16 protein-coding genes are annotated in these 14754 nt (G+C 62.5%); 8 read left to right on the top strand and 8 right to left on the bottom strand.

Annotated features, from left to right (window positions below; genetic code table 11):
* Positions 1 to 16: 16 nt before the first annotated feature.
* Positions 17 to 1039 carry a LacI family DNA-binding transcriptional regulator gene (locus ATY76_RS27495; RefSeq protein WP_088677820.1) on the bottom strand — a complete coding sequence of 341 codons (1023 nt, stop codon included), beginning with the start codon at positions 1037 to 1039 and terminating at the stop codon, positions 17 to 19.
* A 120-nt stretch (positions 1040 to 1159) separates the two neighbouring features.
* Positions 1160 to 1672, bottom strand: coding sequence for a MarR family transcriptional regulator (locus ATY76_RS27490; RefSeq protein ID WP_088677819.1), 513 nt, complete (start codon positions 1670 to 1672; stop codon positions 1160 to 1162).
* A gap of 85 nt (positions 1673 to 1757) precedes the next feature.
* On the opposite strand from ATY76_RS27490, the gene ATY76_RS27485 reads away from it, so the two are divergent.
* From ATY76_RS27485 to cysE, 5 genes are all read left to right on the top strand, one after another.
* Positions 1758 to 2546: a creatininase family protein gene (locus tag ATY76_RS27485; RefSeq protein ID WP_088677818.1), complete on the top strand. Its 789-nt coding sequence runs from the start codon at positions 1758 to 1760 to the stop codon at positions 2544 to 2546.
* Between the two features lie 146 nt (positions 2547 to 2692).
* Positions 2693 to 3787 (top strand): GTP-binding protein, encoded by a 1095-nt coding sequence (locus ATY76_RS27480; RefSeq protein WP_088677817.1) that lies wholly within the window; start codon positions 2693 to 2695, stop codon positions 3785 to 3787.
* Complete coding sequence (locus tag ATY76_RS27475) at positions 3787 to 4776, top strand: WD40 repeat domain-containing protein (protein ID WP_088677816.1); 990 nt, start codon at positions 3787 to 3789, stop codon at positions 4774 to 4776. Before ATY76_RS27480 ends, ATY76_RS27475 begins: the two co-directional genes overlap by 1 nt.
* A gap of 16 nt (positions 4777 to 4792) precedes the next feature.
* Positions 4793 to 5287, top strand: a complete 495-nt coding sequence (locus ATY76_RS27470; protein WP_088677815.1) for a GNAT family N-acetyltransferase — start codon at positions 4793 to 4795, stop codon at positions 5285 to 5287.
* 107 nt (positions 5288 to 5394) lie between these two features.
* Positions 5395 to 6213, top strand: a complete 819-nt coding sequence (cysE, locus tag ATY76_RS27465) for a serine O-acetyltransferase (protein ID WP_088678045.1) — start codon at positions 5395 to 5397, stop codon at positions 6211 to 6213.
* Here the strand turns inward: cysE and ATY76_RS27460 are convergent, their stop codons facing one another.
* The 4 genes from ATY76_RS27460 to odc2 all read right to left on the bottom strand — a co-directional run bounded on the left by ATY76_RS27460 (position 6214) and on the right by odc2 (position 10532).
* Entirely contained in the window at positions 6214 to 7368 is a 1155-nt protein-coding gene (locus ATY76_RS27460; RefSeq protein ID WP_088677814.1) for a GGDEF domain-containing protein, read from the bottom strand.
* Between the two features lie 104 nt (positions 7369 to 7472).
* Positions 7473 to 8498 carry a serine hydrolase gene (locus tag ATY76_RS27455; RefSeq protein WP_190233749.1) on the bottom strand — a complete coding sequence of 342 codons (1026 nt, stop codon included), beginning with the start codon at positions 8496 to 8498 and terminating at the stop codon, positions 7473 to 7475.
* Positions 8499 to 8714: 216 nt separating this feature from the next.
* Positions 8715 to 9305: an N-acetyltransferase gene (locus ATY76_RS27450; RefSeq protein WP_088677813.1), complete on the bottom strand. Its 591-nt coding sequence runs from the start codon at positions 9303 to 9305 to the stop codon at positions 8715 to 8717.
* A 93-nt stretch (positions 9306 to 9398) separates the two neighbouring features.
* Entirely contained in the window at positions 9399 to 10532 is a 1134-nt protein-coding gene (odc2, locus tag ATY76_RS27445) for an ornithine/lysine decarboxylase (protein ID WP_016737287.1), read from the bottom strand.
* Positions 10533 to 11060: 528 nt separating this feature from the next.
* Between odc2 and ATY76_RS27440 the strand changes: the two genes are divergently transcribed.
* From ATY76_RS27440 to ATY76_RS27430, 3 genes are all read left to right on the top strand, one after another.
* Positions 11061 to 11954 carry a LysR family transcriptional regulator gene (locus ATY76_RS27440; protein ID WP_088677812.1) on the top strand — a complete coding sequence of 298 codons (894 nt, stop codon included), beginning with the start codon at positions 11061 to 11063 and terminating at the stop codon, positions 11952 to 11954.
* Positions 11955 to 12083: 129 nt separating this feature from the next.
* On the top strand, positions 12084 to 12725 hold the full coding sequence (locus tag ATY76_RS27435; RefSeq protein WP_088677811.1) for a DUF1007 family protein: 642 nt from the start codon (positions 12084 to 12086) through the stop codon (positions 12723 to 12725).
* The gene (locus tag ATY76_RS27430) at positions 12719 to 13795 is read left to right on the top strand and encodes a nickel/cobalt transporter (RefSeq protein ID WP_088677810.1); all 1077 of its coding nucleotides are present in this window, start codon (positions 12719 to 12721) and stop codon (positions 13793 to 13795) included. The genes ATY76_RS27435 and ATY76_RS27430 overlap by 7 nt, the downstream gene beginning before the upstream one ends.
* A 2-nt stretch (positions 13796 to 13797) precedes the next feature.
* Here ATY76_RS27430 and ATY76_RS27425 read toward each other — a convergent pair whose 3' ends face one another.
* Entirely contained in the window at positions 13798 to 14004 is a 207-nt protein-coding gene (locus tag ATY76_RS27425; RefSeq protein WP_088677809.1) for a hypothetical protein, read from the bottom strand.
* Positions 14001 to 14696: a GNAT family protein gene (locus ATY76_RS27420; protein ID WP_088677808.1), complete on the bottom strand. Its 696-nt coding sequence runs from the start codon at positions 14694 to 14696 to the stop codon at positions 14001 to 14003. Before ATY76_RS27420 ends, ATY76_RS27425 begins: the two co-directional genes overlap by 4 nt.
* Positions 14697 to 14754: the final 58 nt, after the last annotated feature.

Below are 14754 nucleotides of genomic sequence, written 5' to 3'. Positions count from 1 at the left end.
GGGTGGCGGTCTTGGTTCAGGCGCGGGGCCGATGGGGACTGGTGGACTGGCGAATGCGCATTTCCGGCTTGATGAGATGCATGCCGTCAGGCTCGTGGCTGCCGGCAAGGCGATCGAGAAGCGCCCGGGCGGCCAGGCGGCCGACCTCGGTCTGGCCGTTCCAGACGGTCGTCAGCGCCGGCGTGGCGATCGAGGCTTCCTCGAGATCGTCGTAGCCGGTGACTGAGATATCGCGTCCCGGCACCAGGCCGGCGCGCGCAATCCCATTCATCAACCCGATCGCGACGAGATCGTTCCAGCAGACGGCCGCCGTCGGCTTCTGCGGCAGCGACAGGAAATGCACCGCGGCCTCGAAACCGCCCTGTTTCGAGCGCGGGCCAGGAATGCGCAGGTTCGGATCGACCTCGATGCCCGCCTTGCGCAGCGCGTTGACATAACCCTGGTAGCGGTCGCGGCCGGTGGACGTCTGGTCCGTGCCGCCGATCATCGCAATCGAGCGGTGGCCGAGGCCGATCAGGTGGTTGGTGGCAAGCGAGATGCCGTAGCTGTCGTCGCCCCGATAGGTCGGCAGATCAAGGCCGTCCATCGAGCGGGCAACGAGGATCGCCGGCATGCCGTTTTCTTCCGCCAGCTGCAGATCTTCCGGCGGCGTGCCGATCGCCGGCGACATGATGACGCCGTCGCCGCCGAGCTGCAGAAGCGTCTCGATGAAGGTGCGCTGCTTTTCGACGTTGTCGTAGTGATTGGACAGAATGAAGGTGTGGCGGCTGCGATCAAGCTCACTTTCGATCGCCTTCAGGATCTCGCCGTAGAAAGGGTTCATGATGTCGTGCACGACGACGCCGATGATACCGGAGCGGGAGGTGCGAAGGCTGGCGGCGCGGCGATTGTAGATATAGCCGAGCGCGCGCGCCTGCTCCTTGATCTTCTCCCGCGTATTGCCGGCGACGAGCGGACTGTCGCGTAAGGCAAGCGATACGGTCGCCGTTGAAATGCCGAGCGTTTCGGCGATTGTCGAAAGCTTGATCTTCTGGACCACGTGTCCTCCTCCAGGCAGCACGCAAGACAGCAAGACCCTGCCGATAAATCGGCACGGCCCCTTAAATTGTTTAATTAAAAGATTTAACCGGCGGAAGCAATTCGTCTTTCAGGGGAAATTTCACTCGTCGTCCGGTTCTTCGATATGAAGGGCTTCGGCCTGCAGATTGGCGTCGATCGCCTTCAAGAGGCGCACGAGATTGCGGATTTCCTTTTCGGAGAATTCCTGCGTCGCCAGCCGGTCGCAGGCCGAGGCCGCCATCTCGATCGCCCGTACGCTGTCGCGGCCAAGCGGGGTCAGATAAACCTTGGTCAGGCGCGCATCCTCGGCGTCGGGCTTGCGCTCGAGGAAACCCTGCGCCTCCATGCGGCCGATGGTGCGCGTCATCGTGGGCGCCTTGACCCCGAGCTTCTGGGCAAGCCCGCCGGCCGTCATGCCGTCGCTCTCGGCGAGAGAGAGGATGACGCCGTCCTGGCCGGCATAGAGCCCGCTTTCAAACAGGTTGCGCGATAGCACCGTACGCATGGAACGAGCCGCTTGGGTGAGCGCCGGAGAAAGATCGACGAGCGTATACTCGGTCTGGTCCTTCTTCTTGGACTTGTTCTTCTTGCCGTCCTTGTGCTTCTTGCCCATAGCCATCCCTTTGATCTTTAAGCGCTGGCGCCGCTGCGATATGACATTGCCCAGGATCTCGTCATAAACAAGAGGCTACGACCGGATGATGACGCCTTCGCCCCGCTTCGAGGACAGCGACCCGGCCTCTGCCCCCGGCGCGCGCCCCCCGATCGCCGTGCTGCCGCTCGGCGCTCATGAGCAGCACGGCCCCCACCTGCCCTTCGAGACCGACACCCTGATTGCCGAAGGCATCGCCGCACGATTGAAGGCGGCCCTGCCCGCCCGCCTGCCCGTCACCTTCCTGCCCGCCGAATCGGTCGGTTACTCCATAGAGCATATGGATGTTGAAGGAACGAAGACGCTCGCCTTCGACGAAGCGGTCAACCGCTGGCTCGGCATCGCAGAAGGGCTGGCCAAGCAGGGCACCCGCAAATTCGTGATGCTGAATGCTCATGGCGGCAATTCGCCTCTGATATCGATCGTCGCGACCGAGGCCAGGGTCCGCTTCGCCATGCTGGCGGTAGCGACGAGCTGGACCCGCTTCGGCCTGCCCGACGGCGTGATCTCGCCGGAGGAAAAGGCGATCGACATCCATGGCGGCGATATCGAGACCTCGGTGATGCTGGCGCTTCATCCCGGCAGGGTCGATATGACCAAGGCGGGGAATTTTCCCTCGCGGCAGACCGAATTCGCCGGCCGCTTCAAACATCTGCGCGCCTATGGGCCGCATGCCTTCGGCTGGAAGATGTCGGATCTCAACGCGGAAGGCGTTGCAGGCAATGCCGCGGCTGCGACCGCTGAAAAAGGCGAGGCGCTGATCGCGCATGCGGTCAACGGTTTGGTGGAATTGCTGGAAGACGTCGATGCATTCGACATCACGCAGCTTCGGTGAAGATTGCCTTTTGTGCGACGCTGGCAATGTGATCTTATAACATTATAAAATCCTTTGAACTGCCGTGCCCATGCCATTATATGAGACCAACCGTTCAAGCGGCCGATCCAAGCCGGTCGGCCGCACGCCTAATCCTAGAGGTTCTCATGACCGACGCGATCTCCACCCAGAAGCCTATTCCCGTCACCGTGCTCACCGGTTATCTCGGCGCCGGCAAGACGACGTTGCTCAACCGCATCCTCTCCGAAAACCACGGCAAGAAATATGCGGTCATCGTCAACGAGTTCGGCGAAATCGGCATCGACAACGACCTGATCGTCGAGTCCGACGAGGAAATCTACGAGATGAACAATGGCTGCGTCTGTTGCACGGTGCGCGGCGACCTCATCCGCGTCGTCGAAGGCCTGATGCGCCGCCCCGGCCGCTTCGACGGCATCATCGTGGAAACGACCGGCCTTGCCGATCCGGTGCCGGTCGCCCAGACCTTCTTCATGGACGATGACGTGCGCGCCAAGACCGAGCTCGACGCCGTCATCGCGCTGGTCGACGCCAAGCACCTGCCGCTGCGCCTGAAGGACAGCCGCGAGGCCGAAGACCAGATCGCCTTCGCCGACGTCGTCGTCATCAACAAGAGCGACCTTGTGACCGCCGACGAACTCGCCGTGATCGAAGACATCGTCCGCGCCATCAACCCGGCCGCCCGTGTCTACAAGACCAGCCGCTCCGGCGTCGACCTCGCCCGCGTGCTCGACCAGGGCGCCTTCAATCTGGAGCGCGCCCTCGAAAACGATCCGCATTTCCTGGAACACGGCCATGACGACCACGTCTGCGGCCCGGATTGCGATCATCACCACCACGATCATGATCACGACCACCACCATCATGATCATGATCATGACCACGGCCATCAACATCACGGTGCCATGTCGGCGATCCACGATGTGACGGTGCAGTCGGTGTCGCTGCGCGGCGGCGAGATGAACGCCGAGCGCTTCTTCCCCTGGATCCAGAAGATCACCCAGATGCAGGGACCGAACATTCTGCGCCTCAAGGGCATCATCGCCTTCAAGGACGATCCGGAGCGTTATGTCGTCCAGGGCGTGCACATGATCATCGAAGGCGACCACCAGCGGCCGTGGAAGGACGGCGAGAAGCATGAGAGCCGTCTCGTCTTCATCGGCCGCGATCTTGACCGCGAAAAGCTCGAAGCCTCCTTCAAGGCCTGCGAGGCGGCCGCCTGATGCCGACAGTTGCACCGCTTGATCTCGACGGCCACGTTCTGGCCGTCGAATTTTTAGGTGATGTTCCCTTCTTCGCAAACGCAAACGGCACGTTTCACCGGCTGGATGGCGGCGAGAGGGTTTCAGAAGCCCATCAGGGCATGCTCACCGCCATCCGCGATCCCTATAGCGAGAGCCTGATCTCCGGCGGCGAGGACGGCAAGGTGCTGCGCATCGCTGCCGACGGCAGCGTCAGCGAACTCGCCGCCGAGCCGCGCAAGTGGATCTCGCAGGTCTCCGCCGGGCCCCAGGGCGCCATCGCCTATTCCTACGGCAAGAACTCGCTCGTGCGCCTCGCCGACGGCACGACCAAGGAATTTCCCGAGGAGCGCACCGTCGAGGGCATCGCCTTCGCGCCCAAGGGCCTGCGCATCGCCGCCGCCCGTTATAACGGCGTCTCGCTGCACTGGGTCGGCATGAGCGCCAAGCCCGTCGATCTCGAATGGAAGGGTGCGCATACCGGCGTCACCTTCTCGCCGGACGGTAATTTCCTCGTCACCTCGATGCAGGAAAACGCTCTGCACGGCTGGAAGCTCGACAGCAAGCCCGGCGCCGAAGCGCGCCATATGCGCATGACCGGCTACCCGGCCAAGGTGAAATCGCTCTCCTGGTCCGTCAAAGGCAAATGGCTCGCCTCATCAGGCGCCCCCGCCGCCATCGTCTGGCCCTTCCAGGGCAAGGACGGGCCGATGGGCAAGGCGCCGCTCGAACTCGGAACCCGCGCCAATATCATGGCGACCTCGGTGAGGTTCCACCCGCTGGAGGATATCCTCGCCATCGGTTTCATCGACGGCATGATCCTGGCCGTGCGCATCGCCGACAGCAAGGAAGCGCTGCTGCGCCGCCCCGGCAAGGGCGCGATCACCGCGATGAGCTGGAGCGGCAACGGCAAACTGCTCGCCTTTGCTTCCGAAGCCGGCGATTGCGGCGTCATCGACATTTCGGCTTGAGGCCGCGTTGCCGGCCATGGAAGAGGCATTGACGGAACCCGAGATCGTAAAGCTCGGGCCCGACCATATGCGGGCTGCGGCAGGGATCAGGCGCGTGGCGCTTTGGCAGCGCCTTCCCTGGCTGCTGGATGTCCACACGCCTGAGGAGGAAGAGCAGTATTGGCGCATGCATCTCTTGCCGACCTGCACGATCCTTGGCGCCGCCATCGGAAACAAGCTCGTCGGCGTCATCGCCTCTGGCGACGGCTGGATAGAGCAGCTTTACGTTCTTCCTGATTTCCAGGGCATCGGCATCGGTTCGATCCTTCTCGGCTGCGCCAAGGAGGAGATGGACGAAATCAGGCTCTGGACGTTCCAACGCAATATTGGGGCACGTGCTTTTTACGAGCGGCACGGCTTTTCCGCCGAGGAAGAAACCAACGGCATCGATAATGAGGAAAAGGAGCCTGACGTGCTCTACCATTGGCGCCGGCTTCCGGAGCTGACGCCTGGTCTGAAACCGTCCGGCTAAAACATCGGCCGAAGCTCCGGAACATTGAGCTTGCCAAATGCCTTGCCTAGGCAAACCATGAAATGCACGCGGACATAGCCGTCGCCGTGCTGACAGAGGAAATGCGAATGCCGAAATCGACCGGCCTCGGTGTAGCCGAGCAACAGCCGCCGCCTTTGGGCGATGCATCCGTCTGGAGCGCCATCCGCACCGAGGCGGCGGAGCTTGCGGCGCGCGAGCCGATATTGCGACGGCTGCTGACCACGGAGATCACCGATGCCATCGGCAATCATGAGATCCTCGCCCGCGTGCTCGCTGCCCGGCTTTCCGTGACGCAGGTAGAAACCGGCAATCTGTTCGATCTCATCCTGTCCACCCTCACCGACGACATCATGCGGAAGGTCGAGGCCGATCTCGCAGCCGTGCGCCAGCGCGATCCCGCCTGCACGACATTTCTGCACGCGCTCCTGAACCTCAAGGGCTTCCATGCGCTGCAGACGCATCGCATCGCCCATGCGCTCTGGAACGCCGGCCGCCCCGAGATCGCCACCTGGCTCGCCAATCTCGCCTCGCTGGTCTTCGGCCCGGATATCCATCCGGCCGCACGGATCGGCGCCTCGATCATGCTCGACCACGGCTCGGGCATCGTCATCGGCGAAACGGCGGTGATCGAGGATGAGGTATCTATCCTCCAGAATGTCACGCTCGGCGGCACCGGCAAGGAAACCGGTGACCGTCATCCGAAGATCCGCCACGGCGTGATGATCGGCGCTGGCGCCAAAATCCTCGGCAATATAGAAATCGGTGCCTTCAGCAAGATCGCCGCCGGCAGCGTCGTGCTGAAAGCGGTTCCCGAACATTGCACGGTCGCCGGCGTGCCGGCCACCGTCGTGCGCATCCACCGCGCCGACGAAATCCCGGCCGAGACGATGGATCAGAATATCTAGCTATGCCGCCTGCTGGTTTTCCCAGAAGGCTTCGACGCGGTTGCGGCCTTCGCGCTTCGAACGGTAAAGCGCCTCATCCGCCTTGTGCATGAGATTTTCAAAGTCTCCATCGCTTTCCCGCGTGGCGACACCGATGCTCAGCGTCGGAAAGACGGCCAGATCCGGCCGTTGCATGACGGCGGCGGCGAAGTCGAGACGAATGCGCTCGGCAATTGCAACGGCATCTTCCCTGGATAGGTTTTTCAGCACCGCCAGGAACTCATCCCCGCCCTGACGGGCGAGCAGATCGTGCGGTCGCATGATGCTTCTCGAAACGCTGGCGAAAAGTCGCAGGATCTCGTCGCCGGCCGCATGACCGTGCCTATCGTTCAGCTGCTTGAAGTGATCGATATCGATGATCAGCAGCGAAACCGGCTGGGACCCGAGAGTGGGCACATGCTGGGCAAGGCCGCCGCGATTGAGCGCGCCGGTCAGCGGATCGTGGTGGGCGAGTTCCGTCAGCTGGTTTCGGCTGCGCTCGGCCGCCATCAGCACCATGGCCATGCTGCGGAGCATGATGAAGGCAACCGCCGATACCGCCATCCAGCTATGGACCACGCTGCCGCCGAAAGGATCCGGCCCGCCGATCTCTCCGGTCGCCGCAAGAATGCTGCGCGCGGCAAAGATCATGGCGGTGCAGACATAGAGGCCGACGAGCAGAGCCGCCGAATACAGCCTCTCGCGGCGGACGATGCTGAGCGCCTCCCTTGCGACGGCAAGATCGCAGAGGCAGCAGATGACGGAAACGTAAAGGAGCCTTGCCGAGACCGCGGTGGGGTCGCTGACGATAAGGACGACAGGCACGCTGACGAGGAAGATGGCAAGCCAGAAATAGCGCTGTTCGAGAGCCCGTCCTGAAAAGACGCGCACGGCAAAAAACATCAGCATATAGCCGGCGATGGTGACGATATTGCCGCCGTCGATCGAGACCGCGTAGGGAACGATATTGCGCAGCGCGACGAGAAAGGAACCGACGCCGATGAGGAGGTTGCTCAAGCCCCACCAGAGCGGCCACCTGTCGAAGCGGCCGGTCGCATAGGCTGCAAGCTGGAGAATGCCCAGCACGAAGCAGCTCACGGCAACAATGAAATAGATCGTCCTGAGATCCAGTAGCATGACGCTTTCCCGAGGTTCTGGCGGCGAACCTACAGCAAGCGTTTTGCGGTTTGATTGGAGGCTTCGTTAAAAGTTTAACGATCGCGTTTTTCGAGGCGTCCGCGTTAAGCGGCGCGCACGGCGCCGATAATGTCTGCCATCAAGCCGTGCAGCGAATCCCTGTAGCCGTTTCGGGCCGAGGGGCCGCTCTCTTCCGAGGTCATGACGACGGTGAGATCGAGCGACGGCACGATATAGAGCATCTGGCCGCCGTACCCCCAGGCGAAATGCACCTCTTCGCCGCCGATCTCACGTGTGAACCAGCCATAGCCATATTCGTCGCCGGAGAAGCGCGAATTGGTGCGGTGCTGCCACGATTGCACGATCCAATCGGCAGGCACCACCTGCTCTCCCTCCGCCGTGCGCCCGCCATTGCGATAGAGTTCGCCGAAGGCAAGCAGCGACCGGGCGCTCATCGCCATCTGATTGCCGCCGAGATAGATCCCCTGCGGATCGCGCTCCCATGCACCGATACGGAAACCCTCAACGGGGCCGAGCCATTCGCGGGCCAGAGTCAGCGTCGACCGTCCGCTGACTCTGGTGAGGATGGCCGAAAGCAGATGCGTCGATGCAGTGGAATAGAGCATTTCTCCGCCGGGCTGATCGACGAAAGGCTGCGACAGCGCAAAGCGCACCCAATTGCGCGAGGAGACCCAGCGACCGTAGTTCGGCCCCGACATGCGGTCGAGCCCCGCCTGCATGGAGAGTAGATTGCCGACCGTGATGTCTTTAAGGCGCGGATCGGGTGTTTCGGGAAGATCGGCCTTCAGGATCGGCGCGATCTTCTGCTCAGGCCCTTCCAGCAGACCTTTGCTGATGGCGATCCCGACCAGTGCGGAAATGATCGATTTCGACGCGGATTTGATGTTGGTCGATTCCGCCGGCGAGTGACCGCGGAAGCCGCGCTCGGTGAGCACGCGCCCGTCGCGGGCGACGATCACTGTCTTCAGCGGCCGCATCGCAGGATCGCTCGCTGCCCGGTCGAGGCGCGAACCAAGACCGGCGGCGGACGCCGTGCTCTGGGCAGACGTCGGACCTGTTGCGGCAAGCGACAGGCAGAAGAAAAGGAGGAGGCAAAAGATGCGGTTCATGCGGCGCAAGATAGGAGATCGCCGCAGCATATTCGCGTGCCGGCAGCACTTTTCACGCGATTGTGTCTGTAGGTGAACCGGCTGACCTCGCCCACCCGGCCGTGAAAGAAATCCGCGCCGCAACCACGGCAGGCCCGCCTGCCTCCATGATCAAGCGGCGCGGACATTGCCGGCCGAGGGAAGGACCTCAACCCCGGCCGACTGGTCGCGCGGGCCTCAGGCTGCGCGGCGAACCGGCGCGCCGGCCAACATGCGCCCCGAGGGGACGATCATGCCGGCCGCGCCGTCAAGCCAGCCTTCCCTGAGCTCCAGCGCAAGAAAGCGCGAGCGTTCGAACGGACCCGGCATGACGAGATGGCGAGCCTTTTCGGCAAAGAAGCCGAAACGCTCGTAATAGGCGGCATCGCCGACGAGCAGGACGGCGCCATGCCCGCGGTTTTTCGCTTCGAGGATCGCTGCCCGCATCAGCGCCGCGCCGATGCCCTTGCCGCCGTGACGGGAATCGACGGCGAGCGGACCGAGCAGCAGCGCGTTGATCGGCGTGCCTTCATCGTTGACGCCGGCCTCGACGTTCCAGAGCCGCACCGTGCCGATGACATGGCCGTCGCGGTCGCGCGCGACGAGCGCTAAGCCGTCGGCCGGAATGCGGTTGCGGCGGATCTTCTCCGACGACTTCTTGCGACGATCGGGACCCATGACGCGGTCGAGCAGGTTTTCGCGGGCAACGACGTCCGAAGGATTTTCGACGTCGATGGCAAAAGTGGTGGGCGCAAAGAATGCGCGGACAGAATCAAGAACAGCGGCCATCTTGGCCTCCCGTACCCAATACCGTTATCAGCGGCGATGAAGGAAATTGTGAAATTGCCGCCCCGGCTGGTTACGGGGCCGGCGGAAACGGCCTTAGATGACGTAGGCCTTCAGCGGCTCGAAACCGTTGAAAGCGACCGCCGAATAGGTCGTCGTATAGGCGCCAGTGCCTTCGATCAGAACCTCGTCGCCGATCGAAAGGGAGATCGGCAGCGGATAGAGGTTCTTTTCGTAGAGCACGTCGGCCGAATCGCAGGTCGGGCCGGCGATGACGCAGGGCTCCATCTCGTCGCCGTCGTGCTCCGTGCGGATCGGATAGCGGATGGCTTCGTCCATCGTCTCGGCGAGACCGCCGAACTTGCCGATGTCGAGGAAGACCCAGCGGGCATCGTCATTGTCCGACTTCTTCGAAATCAGCACGACTTCAGCCTTGATGACGCCGGCATTGCCGACCATGCCGCGGCCCGGCTCGATGATCGTCTGCGGGATCTGGTTGCCGAAATGCGTGCGCAGCGCCTGGTAGATCGACTTGCCGTAAGCTTCCGCCGACGGAACGTCGCGCAGATACTTGGTCGGGAAGCCGCCGCCCATGTTGACCATCTGCAGGTGGATACCCTGCTTGGCAAGCGAGACGAAGACGCGCTTGGCATCGGCAAGTGCGGAATCCCAGGCATCGACCTTGGTCATCTGCGAACCGACATGGAACGAGACGCCGTAGGACTGCAGGCCGAGCTGATGGGCGTAGACGAGGACGTCGACGGCCATCTGCGGGACGCAGCCGAACTTGCGCGACAGCGGCCATTCGGCGCCTTCGCCATCCGTCAGCACGCGGCAGAAGACACGGGCGCCGGGAGCGGCGCGCGAGATCTTCTCGACTTCCTCGTGGCTGTCGACCGCAAAGAGGCTGACGCCAAGCGCATGGGCGCGGGCAACGTCACGCTCCTTCTTGATCGTGTTGCCGTAGGAAATGCGGGCGGCGGTCGCACCGGCTTCGAGCGCCATCTCGATTTCGGCAACGGATGCGCAATCGAAATTGGAGCCGAGGCCTGCGAGCAGCTTCAGCACTTCAGGGGCCGGGTTGGCCTTGACGGCGTAGTAGATGGCGCTGTCCGGCATCGCGTGACGGAAGGCGTGGAAATTGTCGCGAACGACATCGAGGTCAACCACGAGGCAGGGACCGTCGGGACGTCGGGTTGCGAGAAAGTCGCGGATGCGCTGGGTGGTCATATCGTTCCCTCTTCCAATTCCAGAGCTCCGGCATGAACCGGAGGACAAAGGGCATACGAGAACTCGCATTGGAACCAGCCGGTGGAGACCCCGGAACCATAGCAAGCGCTCGATGCGCGGATAGTGAACCAACGCCGCGGACGCGGTGTAAGTTCGGCTTTGTCTGCCATGGATTGGAGGGAGAATCCCAACCGCACTTCCGGCAATGATGGTGTGCCTCTTCAGTAACCCCCGCTGATGGAAAGCAGGGAGAGAACAAAAAGGCCCGCACCGTCGTTGCTTCAGGCGTCCTCGCATTTTCCGGTTGGCCGGAATAGCGACTGGAGGGGTTAATTCCAGGTACCTTACCGATTTCCTCACCAATTCGAGGGTTCGGCGGACACCCATGGGCACGTGCGACTTTGGGCTGAGTGGGAAATAAGAATATTCGCCTTCATAATCAAGCGTTTTTTTGTTTCCGAGGTCAAAAAAATAATTGAACAAAACGGGCCGATTTGTTCAACGTTTCGAAACAACTGGGGAAGCGCCATGGACACTCTGACTCGCATACGCGCCTTCATCGACGTCGTCGAGGCCGAAGGCTTTTCCGCCGCAGCAAGGCGCACCGGCCGCTCCAAGGCGCTGCTCTCCAAATATGTGCGCGAATTGGAAGATGAGCTCGGCGCCCTGCTGCTCAACCGCACCACCCGGCAGTTCTCGATGACCGAGGCCGGCCACACCTATTATCGCACCGCCTCCGACATCCTGAAGGAGATCGACAACCTTGCCGATCTCGTGCGCGAGAACAATGCACAGCTGAGGGGAAAGCTTCGCGTCTCGGTGCCGCGCACCTTCGTCGATGCCGATGTCGGCCAGTCGCTGATCGATTTCGCCCGGGAAAACCCCGACCTGTCGCTGGAGATCGCCGCCGACGATCGATTCGTCGACCTGATCGAGGAGGGCTTCGATGTCGCGATCCGCATCACCAAGCTCGAAGATTCCGGCATGATCGCCCGCAAGATCTCCGATTTCCGCGTCCATCTCTGCGTCACCCCCGATTTTCTCGAGCGCCATCCCGATCTCGAGCATCCGAGCGACATTTCCAACGTCCCCTTCATCGTCGATACCAATTCGCGCACCCAGGGGAGCATCCGCTTCTACAATCCCGATAATACGACTTTCGCCGTCGCCGTTTCCGGCCCGATGGAGGTCAACAGCCCGCATGCGACACTGCGCGCTGCCCTCGCCGGCATCGGCATCGCCCTCGTCCCCGACTTTATCGCCCGCAAGTCGATCGAAAGCGGCGAACTGCTGACGCTGTTCAACGACTACATCCCGACCGACCGCGGCATCTATGCCGTCTATCCGCACCGGCGCTACCTTCCGGCCAAGGTGAGGATCTTCGTCGATTACCTGCACAACTGGTTCAAGAAGCACCCGTGAGAGGACCGGCGATGCGACACTGCGTCCCGCCTGAACCTCTCATCACATGAGCCGGATAGGGCCCCCGGTCCCAATTCCGTCCCAATTTCTGGCAAGAAGTCAGCGTCACCGAACAGGGCAGCGGCATAAATGAAACATTCGACGATATTGATGGCCGCGCTTCTTTCGCTGGCGCCGGCCGCCGCCTTTGCCCATCCGCACATCTTCGTGGAAGCGCGTCTCGAGGTCGTGGCCGCCAAGGACGGCAGCGTCGAGGAACTGCGCAACGTCTGGCGCTTCGACGAGGTCTTTTCCTCCTCCGTCGTCATGGATTTCGACAAGAACACCGATTTGAAGCTGGAGCCGAACGAGCTCGCGGAGGTCGGAAAGACGGTGAAGCAGTCGCTTGCCGATTATGATTACTACATGAACCTGACGGTCGACGGGAAGAACATCACCGTCCAGAAGCCCGACATCATCCACGTCGATTACAAGGACGGCCAGTTGCTGATGTTCTTCGCGGTGAAGCCGGCAGAAAAGATGCCGCTCAAGGGCAGGCTGAGCTTCGGCGTCTACGACCCGACGCTCTACACGTCGATCGATTTTCCGACCGACGCCGAACTTTCAATCGTCGGCGACGGCTTCAAGGCCTGCAAGCACCAGGTGGTGAGACCCGATGCCGACCAGGTGATCTCGGAAAACAAGCAGTCGTTGACCGACGCCTTCTTCAACGATCCCACCGGCACCAACATGTCCAAACTCTTCGCCACCCGGCTGGAGGTTACATGCTGACGAAGCGCCTGCCCCTCATTCTTTCCGCGGCGACCCTTGCGCTCCTGGCGGCGGCAAGCCTCGCCCATGCGCAATCGCCGCTCGGCATCGGCACGGCGGAGCCGAGCTTCCAGCCGACCGGCGGGCCGCTCGCCCCGCTGCTGCTCTATGTGAACTATGAGCAGCAGGCCTTCTACCGGGCGCTGACCAATGCTCTGAAGGCGATGCGGGAGGATCCGTGGCAGCTCGCCTCGCTGATCGGCCTGTCCTTCGCCTACGGCGTTTTCCATGCCGCAGGCCCAGGCCACGGCAAGGCGGTCATCTCCTCCTACATGATCGCCAACGAGGTCGAGCTGAAGCGCGGCGTGGTGATCTCCTTCATCTCGGCCTTCATTCAGGGCGTGGTGGCGGTGGCGCTCGTCGGCGGCGCCTGGCTGGTGCTGCGCGGCACGGGCATCACGCTGACGGCGGCGACCCATGCGATGGAGATCGCAAGCTTCGTCATGGTCATCCTCTTCGGCGGCTGGCTGCTCTTCCGCAAACTGCGCTCGATGATCGGCAACCTGCCTGGCCGCCGGCTGATGGCGACGCCTGCCGGGCCGGTCTCGATGATGCTCGATTGGAAGGACAATGCGGCCGAACGCCAGGCCTATGCCTTCAGCGGCAAGGCGCAAGCCGTGGAAGCCGGCCATACCTTCGTTCCCGGCATGGTCTGCGAGACCTGCGGCAACGCCCATGTGCCCGACCCGGCGCTGCTCGGCGGCGACAAGTTCAGCGCCCGCGAGGCCTGGTCGGCGATCGTCGCCGTCGGCCTTCGCCCATGCTCCGGCGCGCTTCTGGTCATGACCTTTTCGCTGCTGAACGGGCTCTATCTCGGCGGCGTGCTTTCGGTCGCCGCCATGTCGCTCGGCACGGCGATCACCGTCTCCGTGCTCGCAACCCTTGCCGTCACCGCCAAGGGCGCTGCCGTCCGCCTCTCCGGACGCGGCTCGACCGCTTCGGTCTGGGTCGGGAACGCCATCGAAATCCTCGGCGCCGTACTTGTCATCCTGATGGGCGTCCTGTTGCTCGGCGCCTCCCTGCAGGGCTAGCCTTACTTGCCTCTGCCCCGCTGATAACGCGCCCGCAGCCAGAAGACCGCAAAAAGCGCCATGATCAGGCAAATGCCGACGACGATCGCCAGCGCCGGCGAGAAATTGCCGATCCACAGGACGATGGTCGGCAAGAAATAGAGGACGAGGCCGGCGCCGAGCAGGATGATGGCGGCGGCGGTCGCCTGGGAGCGGCTCTCGGGGGTCACGCGAGCCTTTCCTTCTCCAGATCGGCGCGGATATCCTGCAGGCGACGGATCTGGCTGCCGGCGGCGTCGAAATTTTCAGGCGAAAGCCAGGCTTCGAAGGCATCGTTGATCAGCGGCCATTCGGCATCGATCATCGAGAACCAGGCGGTGTCGCGATTGCGGTGCTTGGAAATCATATGCTGGCGGAAGACGCCTTCGAAGCTGAAGCCGTAGCGCAGGGCCGTCGTCTTGCTCGCTTCGTTCTTGTTGTCGCATTTCCATTCGTAGCGGCGGTAGCCGAGGTCCTCAAAGACGTGCTTGGCCATCAGATAGTGCACCTCGGTGGAGAGCGGCGAGCGCTTCATATCGGCGCCATGCGCCACTCCGCCGATCTCGACGACGCCGTTTGCCGGGTCGGCGCGCATATAGTTCGCCATGCCGACAATCTTGCCGGTGGCGTTGTCGCGGAAGATATGGGTGAGCCAGCCGGACTTGGTTGAGACGGCCTCCAGCCAGTTGGCGAAATCCTCGATGCCGGAAAAATCGTCCTGCGCGAAATAGAGCAGCAGCGGGTTGATGCCCATGCCGCCGAGACCTTCCCACAGAGCTTCGAGATGCTCCGCCCGCCGATAGGGCTCGACGGTAACGAAGCGGCCCTTCAGCGTCACCGGCTTCGGCGCCGGGCAGCCTTTGAAATTCGCAAGATCGCGCATATCCACTCCCCTGTTCTGAGGAGTGGATAGGCCAGCCGCCCGACAAAGGCAACCGGCC

Origin of the sequence: Rhizobium sp. R339, assembly GCF_002211395.1 — a bacterium.
GTDB lineage: Bacteria > Pseudomonadota > Alphaproteobacteria > Rhizobiales > Rhizobiaceae > Rhizobium.
The sequence above is the reverse complement of the archived record's forward strand: the minus strand, read 5'-3'. Positions and strand labels throughout refer to the sequence as shown.